13 protein-coding genes are annotated in these 19756 nt (G+C 74.5%); 6 read left to right on the forward strand and 7 right to left on the reverse strand.

The genetic code is table 11. The features are described from left to right. The first annotated feature begins 73 nt into the window (after window positions 1-73). From ACZ4MO_RS00250 to ACZ4MO_RS00260, 3 genes are read left to right on the forward strand one after another with little or no spacing between them, the layout of a single operon-like run. Entirely contained in the window at window positions 74-997 is a 924-nt protein-coding gene (locus tag ACZ4MO_RS00250) for a dihydrodipicolinate synthase family protein (RefSeq protein WP_186810423.1), read from the forward strand. Further along, complete coding sequence (locus ACZ4MO_RS00255) at window positions 990-1991, forward strand: ROK family protein (RefSeq protein WP_222592386.1); 1002 nt, start codon at window positions 990-992, stop codon at window positions 1989-1991. Before ACZ4MO_RS00250 ends, ACZ4MO_RS00255 begins: the two co-directional genes overlap by 8 nt. After that, window positions 1988-2704, forward strand: coding sequence for an N-acetylmannosamine-6-phosphate 2-epimerase (locus tag ACZ4MO_RS00260; protein WP_175008870.1), 717 nt, complete (start codon window positions 1988-1990; stop codon window positions 2702-2704). Before ACZ4MO_RS00255 ends, ACZ4MO_RS00260 begins: the two co-directional genes overlap by 4 nt. A 319-nt stretch (window positions 2705-3023) precedes the next feature. Here ACZ4MO_RS00260 and ACZ4MO_RS00265 read toward each other — a convergent pair whose 3' ends face one another. Together ACZ4MO_RS00265 and ACZ4MO_RS00270 are read right to left on the reverse strand one after the other, a co-directional pair. Beyond that, a complete protein-coding gene (locus ACZ4MO_RS00265; RefSeq protein WP_175008869.1) occupies window positions 3024-3779 on the reverse strand; it encodes a methyltransferase domain-containing protein in 756 nt (251 codons plus the stop codon). A 68-nt stretch (window positions 3780-3847) separates the two neighbouring features. Further along, window positions 3848-4363, reverse strand: coding sequence for a mycothiol transferase (locus ACZ4MO_RS00270; RefSeq protein ID WP_175008868.1), 516 nt, complete (start codon window positions 4361-4363; stop codon window positions 3848-3850). 190 nt (window positions 4364-4553) lie between these two features. On the opposite strand from ACZ4MO_RS00270, the gene ACZ4MO_RS00275 reads away from it, so the two are divergent. After that, window positions 4554-6425, forward strand: a complete 1872-nt coding sequence (locus ACZ4MO_RS00275; protein WP_354051819.1) for a cation:proton antiporter — start codon at window positions 4554-4556, stop codon at window positions 6423-6425. 47 nt (window positions 6426-6472) lie between these two features. Beyond that, window positions 6473-7291: a MerR family transcriptional regulator gene (locus ACZ4MO_RS00280; RefSeq protein WP_175008866.1), complete on the forward strand. Its 819-nt coding sequence runs from the start codon at window positions 6473-6475 to the stop codon at window positions 7289-7291. Here the strand turns inward: ACZ4MO_RS00280 and ACZ4MO_RS00285 are convergent. Further along, a complete protein-coding gene (locus ACZ4MO_RS00285; RefSeq protein ID WP_175008865.1) occupies window positions 7207-8940 on the reverse strand; it encodes a LuxR C-terminal-related transcriptional regulator in 1734 nt (577 codons plus the stop codon). The genes ACZ4MO_RS00280 and ACZ4MO_RS00285 overlap by 85 nt on opposite strands. A 389-nt stretch (window positions 8941-9329) precedes the next feature. Between ACZ4MO_RS00285 and ACZ4MO_RS00290 the strand changes: the two genes are divergently transcribed. Then, window positions 9330-16913, forward strand: coding sequence for a CLIPPER-2 domain-containing protein (locus ACZ4MO_RS00290; RefSeq protein ID WP_175008864.1), 7584 nt, complete (start codon window positions 9330-9332; stop codon window positions 16911-16913). A 72-nt stretch (window positions 16914-16985) separates the two neighbouring features. Here the strand turns inward: ACZ4MO_RS00290 and ACZ4MO_RS00295 are convergent, their stop codons facing one another. From ACZ4MO_RS00295 to ACZ4MO_RS00310, 4 genes are all read right to left on the reverse strand, one after another. Continuing rightward, window positions 16986-17150 (reverse strand): hypothetical protein, encoded by a 165-nt coding sequence (locus ACZ4MO_RS00295; protein WP_158097153.1) that lies wholly within the window; start codon window positions 17148-17150, stop codon window positions 16986-16988. Window positions 17151-17234: 84 nt separating this feature from the next. After that, on the reverse strand, window positions 17235-18353 hold the full coding sequence (locus tag ACZ4MO_RS00300; RefSeq protein ID WP_186810421.1) for a glycosyltransferase: 1119 nt from the start codon (window positions 18351-18353) through the stop codon (window positions 17235-17237). 174 nt (window positions 18354-18527) lie between these two features. After that, window positions 18528-19247, reverse strand: coding sequence for an anti-sigma factor family protein (locus ACZ4MO_RS00305; RefSeq protein ID WP_108050758.1), 720 nt, complete (start codon window positions 19245-19247; stop codon window positions 18528-18530). Next, window positions 19244-19750 (reverse strand): sigma-70 family RNA polymerase sigma factor, encoded by a 507-nt coding sequence (locus ACZ4MO_RS00310; RefSeq protein ID WP_269467723.1) that lies wholly within the window; start codon window positions 19748-19750, stop codon window positions 19244-19246. Before ACZ4MO_RS00310 ends, ACZ4MO_RS00305 begins: the two co-directional genes overlap by 4 nt. Window positions 19751-19756 lie beyond the last annotated feature (6 nt).

Below are 19756 nucleotides of genomic sequence, written 5' to 3' on the forward strand. Positions count from 1 at the left end.
CGCCGCCGCGCCCCGCCCGACGCCGGGCACCACCCCGACCACCACACCGCTGAACCCAGAACCGGAGCTCCTCGTGACCACCCCCTTCCGCGGGATCGTCCCGCCCGTCCTCACCCCGCTCACGACCGAGGGCGAGGTCGACGTCGCGTCCCTCGAGCGTCTCGTGGACCACCTCGTCACCGAGGGCGTGCACGGCCTGTTCGTGCTCGGGTCGACCGGCGAGGTCGCCTACCTCACCGACGCGCAGCGCGACGTCGTCGTGCGGACCGTCGTGCGCGTGGCCGCCGGTCGCGTGCCCGTCATGGGCGGCGCCATCGACCTGACGACGGCGCGCGTCGTCGAGCAGGCGAAGGCGCTCGTGGCGGGCGGGGTGGACGCGGTCGTCGCGACGGCCCCCGTCTACGCGCTCAACGACCTCGACGAGATCGAGCGCCACCTGCGCGCCGTCGCGGCAGCCGTCGACGTGCCGCTGTTCGCGTACGACATCCCGGTGCGCGTGCGGACGAAGCTGCCCGCGGACCTGCTCGTCCGGCTCGGCACCGAGGGCGTCCTCGCGGGCGTCAAGGACTCGTCGGGCGACGACGTCGGGTTCCGCCGCCTCGTCGCCGCCAACGCGGCGGCCGGCTCGCCCCTCGTGCTCTTCACGGGCCACGAGGTCGTGGTCGACGGGATGCTGCTGCTCGGCGCCGACGGCGTCGTGCCGGGCCTCGCGAACGTCGACGCGGGCGGCTACGTGCGCCTGTGGGACCTCGCCCAGGCCGGGAAGTGGGACGATGCCCGGGTGGAGCAGGACCGTATCGCCGCGCTGTTCGAGATCGTGTTCCAGGCACGCGGGCGCTCGGGCGACGCCGCGGGCGTCGGGGCGTTCAAGGTGTCCGCGCAGCGTCAGGGGCTCATCGAGACCGCGACGCTCGCGTACCCCGTCGAGCCGCTCGCGGACGACGTCGTCGCGCGCGTCGAGGAGATCACGCGCGCCGCGGGGCTCCTGCGTGGCTGACGCCTCCCCGGTCGCCGCGGCGCCGACGGTCGTCGTCGGCGTCGACCTCGGCGGCACCAAGACGGCCGCGGCGACCGTCGCGGCCGACGGGACCCTCGGTCCCGTGCTCGCCGTGCCGACCCCGGCCGCGGGCGGCCCCGACGCGGTGCTCGACGCCGTCGCCGGGGTCGTGCGCGAGGTCGTCGCCGCGCTGCCGGGCGCGGCGCGCCTGCGCGCGCTCGGGGTCGGCACGGCCGGCGTGGTCGACGTCGGTCGCGGCGTGATCGTGTCCGCGACCGACACGCTGCCCGGCTGGCCCGGGACCGACGTCGCGGGCGGCCTGCGCCGTCGGCTCGCCGACCTCGCGGAGGCCGCCGACCTGCCCGTGTTCGTCGAGAACGACGTCGACGCGCACGCCGCCGGCGAGGTGTGGCGCGGCGCCGCCGCAGGCGCGCGCAGCGCGCTCCTCGTCGCCGTCGGGACCGGGGTGGGGGGCGCCGTCGTGCTCGACGGGCGTCCCCTGCGCGGCGCGCACCACGTCGCGGGCGAGCTGGGGCACGTGCCCGTCCCCGGCGCCGAGCTCCTGGGATGCCCGTGCGGACGCACGGGCCACCTGGAGGCGATCGGGGCGGGCCCGGCCGTCCACCGCCGATACCTCGCGCTCGGCGGGGACGCGACCAGCCCCGACACGCGCGACGTCGTCGCCCGGGCCGACGCGGGCGACGAGCTCGCGGCCTCGGTCGTGCGCGACGCCGCCCGGGCAGTGGGCCGCGCCGTCGCCGGCGTCGTCACCGTGCTCGACCCGGAGGTGGTCGTCGTCGGCGGCGGCATGGCCGGGGCGGGGGACCTGTGGTGGTCCGCGCTCGAGGACGCGCTGCGCGCGGAGGTCGTCGACGTGCTCGCCGACCTGCCGCTGCGGCCCGCCGCGCTCGGGAACGTCGCGGCGGTCGTCGGCGCGGCGCGCGGCGCGTGGAACCTGCTGGACGACCGCACGACCGACGGAGGGGCGCGATGAGCGCGGAGCAGCACGACCGGACCCCCTGGACGCGCGAGCGCGTCCTCGACGCGATGCGCGGACGCCTCACCGTGTCGTGCCAGGCCTACCCCGGCGAACCCCTGCGCGACCCGCGCACGACGGCGCAGATGGCGCGCGCCGTCGTCGCCGGCGGCGCGGCCGCCGTCCGCGTGCAGGGCCTGGACGACGTCGCAGCCGTCGTCGCGGCGGTCGACGTGCCCGTCGTCGGGCTGTGGAAGGACGGCGACGGCGGCGTCTTCATCACCCCGACCCTCCGGCACGCCGTCGCGGTCGCGGACGCCGGCGCGCACGTCGTCGCGCTCGACGGCACACGCCGGCCGCGCCCCGACGGGCTCACCCTCGCCGAGACCGTGGCGCGCCTGCGTGAGACGACCGACGCGCTCGTCATGGCGGACTGCGGGTCGCTCGACGACGCGCTCGCCGCGCAGGACGCGGGCGTCGACCTGCTCGGCACGACCCTCTCCGGGTACACCGGCGAGCGGCCCCGGACCGACGGTCCCGACCTCGCGCTCGTCGACGAGATGGTCGCGGCCTGCACCCTCCCGGTCGTCGTCGAGGGCCGCGTGCACACCCCCGCCCAGGCCGCGGAAGCGATGGCGCACGGCGCGTTCGCCGTGTGCGTGGGCACCGCGATCACCCACCCCACGACCCTCACCTCCTGGTTCGTCGACGCGGTGGCGCCGTCTGCCTGACGCGGTGTGCGCCGAGGCTCTCTGTGAGGAGGGGCTTCACAGCGGCAACGAGCACGCTCGCTCGGACCGGTGGCTGCTCCTCGAACGCCGCACCCTGTGGCCCGGCACGAGCCGAGACGGCTGGTTCACGCCGCTGCGGGGGATCGGGGACGCGATGGACGCCGTCGCGACCTACCTGCGCGACACCGAGAACCTCCCTTATGCCACGCGCCGCTGTTCAACGGCTCTCTGAGAAGCTCTTCGCTCCCCTCACTCGATCAGCCGTAGCAGCTCTCGATCACCACGGCGGGTCGGGCCAGGCTCTCGACGGCATGCCGAGCTACTGGGGACTGGCTCCGGGGGCCGGTGCACAGACGATCAACCAGGACGTGTAGTGCTCGACGACGCGCCCTCCGAGGTCCGCGACGGCCGCCGCGACCTCGTCGACCTCGTCCCGGCTCCAGTCGCTGAACGTGCTGAAGAGCCCGTGGACCTGCTCGGGGTCGAGCTCGATGCTCCAGCGGTACTCACCGATGTCCTCGACGGCGAACAGCCCGGACGCAGTCAGCCGTGCCGCTGTGGACCTGACGTCCTCCGGGTTCCCGCTGCGCGGCGGCCTGCTCCGCCGCGCGACGATCCGTGCGACCCGGTCACGGAACGCGGTCGGCTCCGCCGCCGGGTCGCCGAAGACGTGCCGCCAGACGAGGAACCGCCCGGCTGGCACCAGGGCGCGATGGAGCCGGGGCAGGAGCGCGTCGAGGTCCATCCAGTGGATCGAGGTCGCGGCGACCGCCAGGTCGAACACCGCTCGGCCGAGCTCGGCGTCCTCGGCCCGTGCGACGACCACCTCCGCCGTCGGGTGACGGGCCGCGAGCACGGCGGCCAGCTGCGTGCCCGGTTCGACGGCGACCACGTCGACCCCCGCTGCGAGCAGCGGTCCGGTCGCCTCACCGGTGCCCGCGCCGAGGTCGACCGCTCGCCGGCCCGGCGCGACCAGGCCCGTCCGACGCACCCGCTCCCACAGCTCGGCCGGGTACGGCGGACGGGCGGACCCGTAGGCGTCCGCCAGCGCGTCGAAGTGCGTCGGGTTCCCCATCGTCCGACCCTACGACCGCAGATCCTGGCGCTCGGCGGTCGCGCCTCGTTCGGCGATCCGGCGCTGCGTCAGGCGCGCCCGGTGCGCTCGAGCACGCCACGGAGGTAGGCGGCCTGGCCCGCGTGCTCGAGAGCGTCCACCGCGACGCTCACGAGCCGGACACCCAGCGTCACGGGCGGGTCCCACGCCTCGTCGACGACCCGGTCGAGGTCGTCGGCGGTGAGGGACGCGAGCACGTCGCGGGACTCGACCTGGACCGCGTGGACGTAGCCGAGCAGCAGGTCGTCGCGCGCGCGGACGCGGGCGACGTCGTCGGCCGACTGCCCGTAGCCGGTCGCGCCGTCGTCGAACGGCAGGTCGAACCGGCGGGCCCACCCGTCGCGCGTCCACACCTGGTCCCGCCCGACGGCGCTCGCGACCTGGGCGTCCTGCCCCCGCGCGAGGTGCCACGCGAGCCACGCGATCGTGTTGGCGCCCGGGTCGACGCGCGCGGTGAGCGCGTCCTCGCCGAGGCCGTCGACCGCGCGCGTCGCGGTCGGCCCGATCCTCCCGAACAGGTCCTCCAGCACGGTGATCGCGTCCACGGTCCTCCCTCTCCTCGGGTGCCGGGCGGTCTGCCGCCCCTGGCAGCGTCTCCGGACAGCAGGATGCTCGCGACCGGAGGCGCAGAGACGGCTCCACCGGACCTGCACGGCCCGACGGCGTCCCGGCGGCTAGCGTGGGGGCGTCCCGCGCGCGCCGACCCGGGCGCGGCGCCGGTTCCCGGAGGTGCAGATGGAGTTCCCGTTCAGCCTGACCGAGGAGCAGATCCTCTCCCTCATCGTCGTCGGGACGCTCGCGGTCGTCGCGATCGTCGGGGTCAACGCGCTTGCCCCGAAGGCCGGCGTCGCCGCGCCGCTCGTGCTCGTCGCGGTCGGCGTCGTCGTGAGCTTCGTGCCCGCCGTCCCCGAGATCGAGTTCGAGCCCGAGTGGATCCTCGCCGGGATCCTGCCACCGCTCCTCTACTCGGCGGCCGTCGGCCTGCCCACGATGGACTTCCGGCGGGACTTCACCGCGATCAGCGGCCTGTCCGTCGTGCTCGTCCTGCTGAGCACCGCGCTCCTCGGCTACCTCTTCACCTGGCTCATCCCGGGCATCCCGCTCGCGGCGGGCTTCGCGCTCGGCGCCATCGTCAGCCCGACCGACGCCGTCGCGACGTCCATCGTCAAACGGCTCGGCGCGTCACCACGCGTCGTGACGCTGCTCGAGGGCGAGAGCCTGCTCAACGACGCGTCCGCTCTCGTGCTCCTGCGCTCCGCCATCGCCGGGATCGGGATCGCCGTCGCGACCGGGGAGTCCGCCACGCGGGTGTCGCTGTGGTCGGTCGCGGGCGACTTCGTGCTCGCCGTCGTCGTCGCCGTGCTCGTCGGGTTCCTCGTCGGCTTCCTCGGCCTGTTCGTCCGGCGCCGCCTCGCCAACCCCGCGCTGAGCACCGCGGTGTCCTTCGTCGTGCCGTTCCTCGCATACCTGCCGTCGGAGGAGCTCGGCGCGTCGGGCCTCGTCGCGGTCGTCACCGCGGGCCTCGTCACCGGCAACGGCGCCGCGAAGTACCTGCGCCCCCAGCACCGGCTCGCCGAGGAGTCGAACTGGCGGACCGTCGAGCTCCTGCTCGAGGGCACCGTCTTCCTCCTCATGGGGCTCGAGCTGTTCGCGCTCGTCACCGACGTCCAGGAGGCGCACGGCAGCCTGTGGCGCGCGGTCGGCATCGCGGCGCTCGCGGCCGTCGTCATCCTCGTCGTGCGCTCCGCGTACGTCGCGACGCTCCTGCGCTCCCTCGCGCGGCGCGCGCGGCGGGGGGAGTCGATGCGCGGCGTCATCGCGGGCATGCAGGAGAAGCTCGACGCGCGCTTCGCGGCCGACGGCACGCCCGTCGCGCCGACCGTGCCCGCGGCGGCCAAGCCGGCGCCCGGGACGCCGGAGCGTCGCGGCGCCGAGATGGTCGCCAAGGCGCCCCCGGAGCGGGTGGGCCGGCTGCGGTCGTCGCTGCGTCGTCGTGCCGCCGACATCGACTACCTGACGGCCGAGCGGCTCGGGTGGCGCGAGGGCACGCTCCTCGTGTGGGCAGGCATGCGCGGCGTCGTGACGCTCGCCGCGGCGCAGACCCTGCCGCTCGACACCCCGCAGCGCTCCTTCCTCGTGCTCGTCGCGTTCGGGGTCGCGGCCGGGACGCTCGTCGTGCAGGGCGGCACGCTCCCGTGGGTCGTGCGCCGCCTCGGCCTCTCGGGCGGGTCCACGCGTGCCGACGAGGACCGCGGCGCCGTGCGCGCCGAGCTCGACGGCGCGGCCGTGGCCGTGATCGACGCGCCCGACCTCCGCCGCGCCGACGGCACCACCTACGACGGTGACGTCGTCGCCCGCGTGCGCCGCGACGTCGTGCGCGAGCTCGAGAACCGAGACACCGACGCCGCGACGTCGGCCGACCTGTTCGCGCAGTACAAGGAGCTGCGGCTCCGGGCGATCGCGGCGCAGCGCGTCGCGCTGCTCGACGCGCGCACGTCGGGCGCGTACAGCTCGCAGGCGCTGCGGCACGCGCTCGACCTGCTGGACGCCGAGCAGATCGACCTCGAGCTCCGCCGCGGCCCGTACGTGCCCGGCGACGACGACTGAGCCGCCCCCTTGCGGCTGCCCCTGGGGAAGGCCCTAGCGTCGCGGGCATGGACGAGTACACGACGGGTCAGGTGGCCCGCGCGACGGGGCTGAGCGAGAAGGCCGTCCGGATGTACGTGGACCGCGGGCTCCTCGACGCACGCCGCACCTCCGGGGACGGTCCGCGGCTGCTCGACGGCGGCCAGGTGGAGCGCGCCCGCCTGGTCCGGCTCCTGCGGGGCGTCGGGCTGTCGCTCGCCGAGGTCGGCGACGTGCTCGCCGCGCCCGACCCGGTCCCCGCGTTCGACGCCGTGTGGAGCGACCGCCGGTCGGCGCTCGCGGCGTCGCTGACCGCGGGGGAGTACGTGCGGTCCGCGCTCGTCGGGGAGCCGCAGCTGGACGTCCTCGTGCGGCGGCGCCACGTCCCCGAGCGCCTCGTGCTCGGGACCGAGCGCCGCGCGACGCTCGCCGAGCTGCCGTCCGTGCTGCCGGAGGCGACCGGAGCGCTCTTCGCCGTGCTGCGCGCGGCCGACGTCCGCCTCGCCGGGCACCCGTACGTCGAGCTGCACGAGCGCGCGACCGAGGGGTACGCCGCCCGCCTCACGCTGCGGGTGCCGGTCCCCGCGGCCGTGCGACCGCCGTCGCGCTTCGCCCTCACGACGGACGACGCGCACGAGGAGGCGTACGTCGCGCTGACGGCCGCGGAGGCCCGCGACCAGGAGCGCCTGGTGCTCGTGCACGACTACCTGGCGTCCGGGCGGGCGCTCGCGGGCGGTGCGCCCGCGGGGGACGACCGGGAGGTCTACCTGCCGACCTGGGAGGCGGGCGGTCCCGGCCCGGTGATGGAGGTCGCAGTCCCGGTCGCGGGACGCCGACCCGGGGCGTAGCGCCGCTCCGACCGCCCGACGGCCTCCCCCCGGGCCGCGGCGAGGATCCCTGCCTCCTGCGCGACCGCGACGGCCTCGCGTCGGCTCGACACCCCGAGCTTGCGGTACAGCGTGCGGATCTGGGTGCGGATGGTGTTCACCGACACGTTGAACCGCGCCGCCGTCTGCTCGGCCGTGTAACCCTCGCTGAGCGACCGCAGCACCTTCCGCTCGCGGGGGGAGAGCCGGCTCGCCAGCGTGACCGGGGGAGTGTTGCGCGCCTCGACGGCGCCCCGGGGCAGCACGTCCGCGGTGTCCACCAGCTCGGCGAGCGTGCGTCGCTCCTCCGGCTCGAGCGCGAGGAACGGTGCGGCGTGCTCGGGTGACGACCGCAGTCGCAGGGCCTTCTGGAACCAGCTCCGCGCGCGGTCCTCGCGCCCGGCGCGCAGGTGGGCGACTGCGAGGACGACGTGCAGGTCGAGCGCGTCGGCCGGTGACAGCGACGTCTGGTGGATGGCGGACGAGGCGACCCCGATCGCCTCGTAGTGCTCGCCCACCGACAGGTGGGCCCAGGCGTGGTGGTTCGCCAGCCACTCGGTCGTGTCGTCCTCGGACCCGTGCGCCAGGTGCAGCACGCGGCCCGCGCCGCCGGCGCGCAGGAGCAGCTTCGCCTCGGCCCGCAGGAGCAGCCGCCCGACGAACGACCCCGGGTCGGGGTCGACCATGCCGTGCACGAGGCGCACCTGGTCCAGCTCCCGCAAGCCGTGGAGGGGATCGCCGTAGAAGGCCGCGTGGCTGGCACGCGCGGACGCCAGGAACGCCCAGAGCTCACCGACGGCCGGCGAGGTCGGGTCGGTGGCCCGCAGGATCCTCTGCGCCGTCGCCGCATCGCCCTCGTGGATCGCGAGGTTCGCCCGCGCGAGGGCCTCGCCGCGCAGGTGCGCTCCGGCGATCCATCGGGGGAACGGTGCGGCGTCGCGGACCACGACGAGCTGTTCGCGGGCGAGGTCGTGGTGGCCGCGGTAGGCGGACAGGAGCGCGAGGTTCGACGCCGCGCTCACCCGGGCGAAGTGTCCGTGGGGCTCGTCGCCCGCCTCGTCGGCCGCGCGGCGCAGGTGCTGGGTCGCCAGGTCGGTCGCACCCGCCAGCATCGCGGTGATCCCGCGCTGCGCGCTCAGCCAGCCCGGCCGCGCGTCCGGGCGCCCCGCGGTCCAGGGGAGCGGGCCTCCTGTCATGAGGAGCGTCGTCCGCTGCTCGACCCACGTGCCGACCCGCGTCGAGGCGTCGTGGTCGCGCCGGTGCCGCAGGCCCACGACGGCCGCGGTGCCGGCCGAGAGGACGTCGTGCAGGCGGGTGAACCCGTTGAGCCGCCTGCTGTGGCGCAGGCCGGCCCGCGAGTAGTGCCGCACGAGCCGGGACATGCTGCGTTCGTCGTCGTGCTCGTGGTCGCGCCGTCTCTGGGCGAGCAGCACGAGGTGGCCGAGGCGCGGGCGACGGTCGAGCACCTCGGGAGGGACGCGTGCGAGCGCTGTCAGGAGCTCGCGCGCAAAGCGGTCGGGGAGGTCGTACCAGAGCCTGTCGAACACCGTCTCCAGGGCGTCGAGGTCGCCGGCGTCGAGCGTCCGCAGGATCTTCTCCCGGCTCCGCGGGACGTCTCTGGCGCCTGTCATAGCCGTGATCCTGGCGGACGTCCCGGGTTCTGCAAGCGTGTCTCGCAGGCCGGGTGAATTCCTTCACGGAACTGGTGATGGGACAGGTGATTTCCCAGGTCACGCTCGTCATAGCCCTCGGTGGCACGGGTCCTATGGGGTGACGACCGTGCACGCGAGGGGCGCGTGCGCACGACGAAGGGGACCCCATGCAAGGTTTCGAGCGAGACGCCGCGGCCGCGGCAGGCGGGCGACCCGCCAGGCACGCGGCACCCCGCGGCGCCCGGCACGCCCGCACCGGTTCGTGGTGGCGAGGAGCGCGTGCACGACGCCTGATCGGTGGCGTCACGGCCCTGGTCCTGGGAGGCGCGGGGCTCACGGCCGCGGCGCTGCCCGCGACGGCGGCGACCGTGTACGAGCTCGAGGGGTCCTGGGCGGAGAGCACGCCCGCCACGCTCGAGACCGGTGACGCGGTGTCCCCGACGTGGTGGTTCAACCTCAACGACGACGCGGCGGCCCCCGGCAACGCGCCGGTGGAGAACGTCACGGTGACGATCACGGCTCAGGGCGCGGTGTTCGACGCGCTCCCGCCCGCGTGCCTGGTGGACGGCGCGGACCCCGCGTCGAGCGTCTCCGAGGACGGTTCGACGCTCGTGTGCAACGTCGGGACGCAGACCGAGGGCACGGCGTTCTCGCTGACGACGCCGATGCGTGTGACGGCCGTGACCGGGGAGACCGTGAGCGCGGGCGCGACGATCGCCGACCAGCAGACGTCGCTGCCCGAGCTGCCCGTGCAGAACGGGTTCGTGCAGGACATCCACTGGGTGGAGAGCGTCTTCGGGAGCACGCGCAACGACACGTCCCGCGACTTCACGTTCAACTGGACGCTGTTCCACGGCGCGAACAGCCCCGCCGGCCAGGACCCCGTCAGCTACGACCTCACGGTGTCCAACAGCCTGGGCGCGGTCACGCAGGTCGGGCCGCAGGCGTGCTCGGCGTTCACGAGCGGGGCGGCGAGCGGTCACCCGTGGTCGGGCGGGACGCACGACGCGAGCCAGGTGGCGCCGTCGGTCGGATCCTGCACGCTCACGCGCAACAGCTCGACGTCGTACACGCTGACGCTGGCCGGGATCGACTACAGCCACACGCAGGTGCCGACGACGGACTCTGCCGGGAACCCGCTGCCGACGGACCGCGTGGCGGTCGCGTCCGGGCAGATCCAGCTGCGGGTCGTCACGACGGCGGGCTCGGGGCAGATCTCGGTCACGTCCAGCGCACCGACCTACACCGCGGTCGACGGGCAGTCGGCGAACGACGACCCCGCGAACAACACCACGGCGAAGAACTGGACGACGGGCATCTGGTCGCACGCGTGGCAGCCCTCCTACACGGGGTCGAGCGCGAGCGTGTGGACCGACACCTACCGGGTCGCCCCGGAGTCGGAGCTCGGCTCGGCGGTCCGCGTGCTCTACCCGAACGTCCAGAACCAGAACTCCACCCAGGGCGGTCTGTGCCAGGTGCTGGACACGCGGTACGTCGAGTTCACGGGCGCCCTCACGCGCTTCGACGACGGGACGACGGGTGAGCCGGCCGGCCTGCCCGTGGCCTACTACGTCGGCACCTCGGCGCTGGTGAACCCCGCGAGCGGGTCCTACAACCCGAACGCGTTCACGTGCGACGGGACGACCGGATGGACCACGACCCGCCCTGCGGACCTGTCGACCGTCAAGGCTGTCCGGGCCACCTACTCGATGACGGCCGCTCGCTGGCAGCGCACCCTCGTCCTGCAGGTGACGCAGCAGCTCCTGCCCAGCGCCGAGGTCGGCCAGGACGTGTGGAGCTGGGGGTCGTACATCAACCCCTCGTCCGCCACGAACGCCTGGGCGAACCCGGCCCGTTCGACCTCACCTGCCGACGCCGGGCCGTCCGCGACGCTGACCCCGGACGCGCGCTACCCGTACGCGGTGGGCGGGCGTGACATCGTGCGGATCGTCGGCGTCACGCCGGACGTGGCGAAGTCGGTGCTCCCGACGACGGTCGACCCGGGCGGGCAGGCGACGTACACGCTGAGCTACTCCGCGAACGGGACCGGGGCGGTCGCTCCGACCGTGGACGACTACCAGCTCGTGGACACGCTGCCGCTCGGCGCGACGTACGTCGCGGGCTCCGCGAGCCCCGAGCCGGTCGCCACGACGAACGGCTCCGGCCAGCAGGTCCTCACCTGGACCCTGGACGGGGTGCCCACGAACGCTCCCCAGTCGCTGACCTACGACGTGGAGTACGCCGACGACGTCGAGGGCGGCGAGCGGCTGGTCAACACCGTCACCGCCTCGGCCGAGGGCGTGCAGTCGGACTCCGCGACCGCGACGGTCGTGGTCAACGAGTCCGGGCTGACCAGGATCATCAAGACCGCGGACCAGGCGTTCATCCCCAACCTCGCCGGCGACGGCGCGGGCGCGGGCTCGTGGACCGTGCTGGTGCGCTCCGAGGATCCCCTCCCGCAGGAGTTCGTCGACGTGATCGACATCCTCCCGTACGTGGGTGACGGCCGCGGGACCGCGTTCTCGGGCTCGTACCGGCTCGACGGCCCGGTGACCTCCTCGGTCGGGGGGACCGTCTACTACACGACCGCCGACCCCGCGACGCTCACCGACGACCCGGCCGACGCCACGAACGGCTCGGCGGGCAGCACCACCGGCAACACCGTGGGGTGGAGCACCACGTACACCCCCGACGCCACCGCGGTGCGCGTCATCACCGGCGCCCTCGCGGCGCGGGGCGAGCTGACGCTCGACGTCCCGGTCGTGACCGACGGCATGGTCGGTGGCGACGTCCTCGTGAACCGCGCGCAGGGCCGTGCGGAGAACACGCGCCTCGTCATGCGCACGTCGGCGTCGACCTCGATCGCGAACTACTACTCGGCGTCGCTGAAGAAGTACGTGCAGGACGCGGACGGCGAGTGGCGCGACGCGAACGACCCGCTGGACTACCCGCGGTTCCGCGTCGGCGACACGGTCCGCTACCGGATCGTCGTGGAGAACACGGGTCAGGGCACCCTGACGAACGTCGCGGTCTCCGACGACCTGCAGCCGGAGCTCGGGTCGTTCACGATCGATTCCCTCGCCCCGGGAGCGACCGAGAGCCACGAGTTCGAGATCGAGCTCACCGAGCCCGTCGCCGACTCCGTCGTCAACACGGCGTGCGCGGACGCGGACGTGCCGGCGGACTCGGGCGTCGAGCCCACGATCAACTGCGACCCGGCCGGGTTCGTCGTCGTCGGCACGCCGACGCACACCAAGGAGGTCGTCTCGGCCACACCGGTCGGCGACGGCCGGTGGGAGGTCGTGTACGAGGTCGTCGTGTCGAACACGCAGACCCCGTCGACGACCTACTCCCTGACGGACGCGCTGCACTTCACCGACCAGGCGACGATCGTCTCCGCGACGGTGACGGAGGCGCCCGACGGCGTCGTCCTCGCCGACCCGGCGTGGGACGGCCAGGGCAACACCCTGGTCGCGGCAGACGTACCGCTGGCCGGGAACGACGACGAGGGCTACGCCCCGCACGTCTACCGCGTCACCGTCCTCGCCGACGTGCCGCTGCAGCTCGACGGTGCCGGCTCCGGCGCCGACGCCCCGACCGCCTGCCCCGCCGAGGGGTCGGACGCGGACCAGGGGTTCAACAACACCTCCGGGCTGACCGGCCCCGAGGGGGAGACGGAGGAGGACCAGGCGTGCGCGCCGATCCCGTCGATCGACATCGCGAAGACGGTCTCCGCGGGCCCGACGCCGAACGGTGACGGGACGTGGACGGTGACGTACGACGTCGTCGCGACGAACGCGGGCGCTGCCGACGGCACCTACGAGGTGACGGACCGGATGACGGCCGACGGTGACCTCGAGGTCCGCTCGGGCGCCGTCGTCACCGCCCCGGACGGTGTGACGCCGAACGCGGCGTGGACGGGCCTGGGTGCCGAGGGCGCCCCGGAGAACGTCATCGCCTCCGGCGTCGTCCTGCCCGCGGGCGGGACGCACACCTACCAGGTCGAGGTCGTGCTGGGGATCGCCGAGGGCGTCGAGGGCGTGCCGGTGATCACGCCGTGCTCGGCCGAGCCCGGCGCCTCTCCGGGCGGTCTCTCGAACGCGGCGACGGTCGAGCACAACGACCTGACCGACGACGCGACGGCGTGCGTGGCGATCGCGTACATCGTCGTCGACAAGTCGATCAGCGCGGGCCCGACACCGAACGGCGACGGGACCTGGACGATCGTCTACGACGTCGTGGCCGAGAACGTCGGCGGCGAGTCGGGCGAGTACGACGTGTTCGACCGCCTGCACTACGGCGACGGCATCGAGATCCTCGACGCCGCGGTCACCACGGCCCCCGACGGGGTCGAGACGAACGCGGGCTGGACCGGCCGGGGCGCTGAGACGTCCGACCCGGAGAACCTCGTCGCGTCCGGCGTCGAGCTCGCCGCGGGGGCGACGCACACCTACCAGGTCGAGGTCACGGTCCAGATGGACGAGGCCACGATCGATCCGGCGGACCTGCAGTGCCCGCCGCCCGGGTCGGGTGCGAACGGTGGCCTGGCGAACTCGGCGAGCCTGGACCACAACGGGATCGTGGCCGAGGACGGCGTGTGCGCGTCGCTGCCGCTGATCGGCATCGAGAAGTCGATCTCGGCGGGTCCGACGCCGAACGGCGACGGGACCTGGACGATCACCTACGACCTGGTCGCCGCCAACACCGGGCAGGCCGCCGGTGACTACGACGTGGTCGACCGGCTGCTGTACGGCGAGGGCGTCGTCGTGGAGTCGGCCGCCATCACCTCGGCACCTGACGGTGTCGAGCCCGAGACAGGCTGGACCGGTCAAGGAGCGGCCGGTTCGGCCGACAACCTGGTCGCGGCGGGCGTCACGCTGGACGCGGGCGCGACGCACACGTACCAGGTGCAGGTCGTCGTCTCGCTCGACCGGGAGGTCGTGACTCCGGAGGCGCTGCAGTGCCCGGAGCCCGGCTCGGGCGAGAACGGCGGGCTGGCGAACGCCACCGGGCTCACGCACAACGGTGAGACCCGGGACGACGACGTGTGCGCCACCCTGCCGCTCGTCGACGTCACCAAGACGGTCTCCGCGGGGCCGACGCCGAACGGTGACGGGACGTGGACGGTGACCTACGACGTCGTCGCGACGAACTCCGGTGCGGCCGACGGCATCTACGACGTCACCGACCGCATGACGGCCGACGGCGACATCACCGTCGTCTCCGGCGCGATCGTCTCGACGCCGGAGGGTGTCGAGCCGAACGGCTCGTGGACGGGTCTGGGCGCCGAGGGCGCGCCGGAGAACGTCATCGCCACCGGGGTGAACCTGCCCGCCGGCGCGGCCCACACGTACCAGGTGCAGGTCGTCATCGCGCTGGCCGAGGGTACGGAGGGCGCTCCCGCGGTCACCGACTGCGCCGCCCCCGGCACGGGGGAGGACGGCGGCCTGTCGAACTCCGCCGGGATCGACCACAACGGCATCCCGGACTCGGACGAGGCGTGCGTGACGATCTCGGCGATCACGGTCGACAAGACCGTGTCGGCCGGTCCCACGCCGAACGGGGACGGCACGTGGACGATCGTCTACGACGTCGTGGCCGAGAACGTCGGTGGCGCGGCGGGCGAGTACGACGTGTTCGACCGCCTGCACTACGGCGACGGCATCGAGATCCTCGACGCCGCGGTCACCACGGCCCCCGACGGGGTCGAGACGAACGCGGGCTGGACCGGCCGGGGCGCTGAGACGTCCGACCCGGAGAACCTCGTCGCGTCCGGCGTCGAGCTCGCCGCGGGGGCGACGCACACCTACCAGGTCGAGGTCACGGTCCAGATGGACGAGGCCACGATCGACCCGGTGAACCTGCAGTGCCCGCCGCCCGGTTCGGGCGAGAACGGCGGCCTGGCGAACTCGACCGGCCTGGACCACAACGGGGTCGTCGTCGAGGACGAGGCGTGCGCGTCGCTGCCGCTGATCGAGTTCGACAAGTCGATCTCGGCGGGCCCGACGGGCAACGGTGACGGGACGTGGACGATCACCTACGACCTGGTCGCCACCAACACCGGCCAGGCCGCGGGCGACTACGACCTCGTGGACCAGCTGCTCTACGGCGAGGGGATCGTCGTCGAGTCGGCGTCGGTCGCCACGGCGCCCGAGGGCGTCGAGACGAACGCGGGCTGGACCGGTCAGGGCGCTGCGGGCTCGCAGGAGAACGTGGTCGCCACGGCGGCCACGCTCGAGGCCGGTGCCACGCACACCTATCAGGTGCAGGTCGTGGTCTCGCTCGATGCCGCGACGGTCACGCCGGACACGCTCGCGTGCCCCGAGCCGGGGTCAGGTGAGACCGGCGGTCTCGCCAACGCCGGCGCGCTGACGCACAACGGCGAGACGCAGGACGATGACGTGTGCGCCACCCTGCCGCTGATCGACATCACCAAGTCCCTCGCGGGCGCGGTGACGCCGGTCGAGGGCGAGGACGGCGTGTACGACGTGGTCTACGAGGTCACGGTGACCAACCGGGGTCCCGGAGCTGGCACGTACGACCTCGACGACGCGCTCGCGCCGGGCGAGGGCGTGACGGTCGTGGGCGTCCAGGGCGTCGTCACCGACACCCCCGGATCGGTCGGTGTCAACGAGGCTTTCGACGGCCTCGACGACACCCGGATCGTCACGGGCCAGGCCATCAGCGGTGCCACCACAGCCCCCGTGGTGCACACCTACACCGTCACGGTGCGGTACGCCGCCGACCTGACGGACGTCACGATCCCGGACACCGACGTGTGCACCACGGAGGAGGGCACCGTGCCGGGCGGGCTGAACAACGTCGCGACGGTGGACTGGAACGGGAACGAGGGCAGCGACGACGAGTGCGTGCGTCCGGGCAAGCCCACCCTCGACAAGGCGCTGGTCTCCGCGCGACCGGCCGGCGACGGGACGTGGGAGGTCGTCTACGACCTCACCGTCGGCAACGTCGGCGGGGAGGCCACGACCTACGACCTGGACGACGAGCTGCTCTTCGCCCCGGTCATCACCGTCGGCTCGGTCGCGGTGACCGGTCCGGACGGCGTCACCCTGAACGACGGGTTCGACGGGGACGCCGACCGGCGGATCGCGACCGACGTCGTGATCGGCGGCCTGGACGACGAGGGGTACGCCCCGCACGTCTACCGCGTCACCGTGGTCGCCTCCGTGCCGCTGCACTTCACGGACGTGGAGGACGACGGCACGGGCTCGCCCGCGTGCACCGCGGCTCCCGGGGGGAACCTCACCGAGCAGGGGCTGAACAACGCGGCGACGCTCACGGACGAGACCGGCGGGACGCAGACCGACACCGACTGCGCCCCCGTGCCCTCCATCGACATCACCAAGACGATGGACGGCACGCCGGTCGCGGGTGCCGACGGGTCGTGGACGGTGGCCTACACCGTCACCGCCACGAACGACGGCGCGGCCGCCGGGGTCTACGACCTCACCGACCGCCTGCGCTACGGCGCCGGCATCGAGGTCCGGACCGCGAAGGTCACCGCGGCGCCCGACGGTGTCACGCCGTCGGGCTCGTGGACGGGCCAGGGCGCGGAAGGCGACCCGGCCAACGTCGTGGCGACCGGCGTGAGCCTCGCCGCGGGGGCGGTCCACACCTACCGGGTGGAGGTCGTCGCGACCCTCGACACGGAGCAGGCGGACGACACCACGTTCACCTGCCCCGAGCCGGGCACCGACGGCAGCGGCGGGTTCGCGAACACCGCCGGGATCGGGCACAACGGGCTGACCGACGCCGCCCAGGCGTGCGCGACGCCTGACCGACCCGGCGACCCGGGCACGCCGGGCAAGCCCGGCGGCCCGCTGGCCACGACCGGCGCGACGCTGGCGTGGGTCGCCGGCGGGGCGGCGCTCCTGCTGCTCCTCGGCCTCCTGGCCCTGGCCGCGGCCCGGCGTCGGCACGCCGTCGACTGACGGCGCGACGAGGAAGGCCCTGCCCACGACCGTCCCCACCGGTCGTGGGCAGGGCTGTTCGTCGGCCGCCTCTCAGCGCTGCGCGCGGGCGGCGGCCCGACGGCGCAGCACGCGTGCCGTCGTGACGAGCGCGAGGCCGGCGACGAGGAGCGTCCAGGCCGCGACGACGTGGAACGCGGTCGCGACGCCGGTGACGGCGAGGACGGGGGCGGTCTGGGCGAGGGTCGAGTTGTACATGGCTGCTGTCCTTCCGGGACGGGTGAGGGCATGCCGAGGACGTCCCGGTCGCGTGCGCGGCGGGGCGGGTCGGCGGGGGTGAGGTCAGGCGGTGGCGGCGACGTGGTTCCACGTCGTCTGGCGCCGCGTGACGAACAGCGCTGCGGCGTGCAGGAACGCACGCTGCAGGGCGAGGTCGTAGAGGAGCTCCGGCAGCACGAGCGCGGCCAGCAGCCGTGCGCGCCGCCCGGCGCCCCAGACGGTGACGAGGCGCTCCGCGACGAAGACCAGCCCGACGGCCGCCCACAGCGGGGACAGCGTGAAGGTCCCCGTCACGAGGGTGACGACCGTGAGGAGCAGGTAGGCCGCCATCATGAGCGTGCCGACCGCGAGCATGACCTGCTGGCCGACGTAGCGCCACGTGGTGCGCGTGAGCCCGTACTCGGCGAGGTTGTCGAGCATCCCCTTGTACCAGCGGACGCGCTGCCGGTGCAGGTCGCCGGCCGTCGGCATGAGCTCGGTCGTGCAGCTCATGGTGACGGGGGAGCGCAGCTCGTGACCGAGCGTGCGCAGCGCGAGGGTGAGCTCGGAGTCCTCGGTGATCGCGTGCCGGTCGTACACGTCGCCGCGCTCGCCGGGGAGTGCCGAGCCGCGGGCGTCGGCCACCTCCTGGAGCGCGGTGCGGCGCACGAGCGCTGCGGTCCCCGTGAGCACGGCCGTGCGGCCCGTGAGGTCCACCTGCACGCCGTAGCGCGTGTACTCGTTGGCCTGGCAGTGCTGCAGGTAGCCCTGCGGCGGCCGTCCGCGGAACACGCCGCCGACCGCGGCGACCTCGGGCTCCGCGGCGAGCACGGCGAGCCCTTCCTCGACGAAGGCGGGGGCGATCGTGGTGTCCGCGTCGAGGACCATGACGACGTCCTCGGTCGTGGTCGCGATCGCCTGGTTGAGCGCGCCCGCCTTGCGGGCCGTGTTGCCCACGGTCTCCATGACGTCCGCGCCGGCGGCGCGGGCGACCGCGACGGTCGCGTCCGTGCTGTTGTCCGAGACGACGAGCACCCGGTCGGGACGGCGGGTCTGGGCCGCGAGCGAGGCGACGGTGGCGGGGAGCGCCTGCTCCTCGTCGTGGGCGGGGATGACGACGACGACGCGCACGGCGGGTCCGTCCGCGGGACGGACGGCCGCCTCGGCGCGGTGGCGGGGGGTGTGCGGGGCAGTGGTGTTCACCGGAGGCTCCAGTCGACGAGTGCTGTCGACAAGGAGCCTCCGGCGGTCGCCTCAGCGTTCCCCCCGGGGCGGCGCAGCGGTCGGCGAGGTCTGGCTCAGCGTTGCGGAAGCCCGGTTGCGCGGTTCAATCCGAGGATTTCCTGAGGGTCCGGCCACCCGGGGGCCGGGCCGGTGTCAGACGTCGGCGGCGGCGAGCGCGCCGTCCACCCCCACGACCCCGAGCTCGAGCCGCGCGATCCCGTCCACCGGCACCGCCGACGACGCGCCGAGGCCCGACGAGCTCCCCGCCTCCGTCGAGGACCACGTCGCCACGACCGAGCGCGTGCCGTCGTCGTCCACGAGCACGAGCTCGTACGTCGCGCCGTCCTCCCAGACCCCGGCCGGGTACGAGCACGACCAGTCGAGGCGCGTGCCCCACGACGCAGGGGTGAGCGTGAGCTCGGCGCGCACGTCCGCGCCCCCGACCGGCTCGAGCGCGACCTGGGTCGTGGCGGACGTCGCGGGGGGCCCGGCGTCGTCCGACCGCGTCACCGCCACCCCGCCCGCCGCGCCCGCGACGACCAGGCCCACCGCCGCCACGGAGAGGAGCGACCGCCGTCGGGTGCGGCGCCGACGGGCGCTCGCGGCGACCACCGCGAGCGGCACGACGGCGCCCCCCGCCCCGCCGGACGCCTCGGCCGGGGCGTCGGAGCGCGCGTCGTCCACGAGCGCGTCCGCGTGCTCGGCCGTGAGCATCCCGAGGATGCCCGGCATGCCCGCGAGCTCCGCGACGGCCTCGCGGCACGCCGCGCACGTCGCGAGGTGCTGCTCGAACGCGCGCCGGTCGTGCGGGCTGAGCGCGCCCAGCACGTAGGCGGCGTCCCACTCGCGGTACGGGTCCGGGGTGGCGGTCATGACGAGACTCCCTTCTCCTGCAGCGCGAGCCTCAGCGCGCGGAGCGCGTAGTGCATGCGGGACTTCACCGTCCCGGGCGGGACGCCGTGCGCCGACGCCATCTCGGCCACGGACCGCCCGTGGTAGTACGCGTCGACGACGACCGCCCGGTGCTCGGGCGAGAGCGACACGAGCGCGTCCGCGACCAGCCACGCGTCGAGCACGGCCTGGGTCGCGTCCGCCTCGCCGCGGTCGGGCACGTCGGCGCTCGCGAGCTCGCGGCGGTGGTGCGCGCTGCGCAGCTCGTCGACGACGAGGTTGCGCGCCACCGTGAAGAGCCACGCGCGCACCGACCCTTCGGGCCGTTCCAGCACCTCGGGGTGGCGCCACGCGCGCAGCAAGGTCTCCTGCACCACGTCCTGCGCCTGCGCCGGGTCGTCGGTGAGGCGCGCGACGTAGCGCTCCAGCGCCGGCCCGTGCGCGGCGTGGACCGCCCGCAGCAGGTCGTCGGCGTCGGCGCGCACGCGCGG

It is taken from the genome of Sphaerisporangium cinnabarinum (assembly GCF_055567015.1).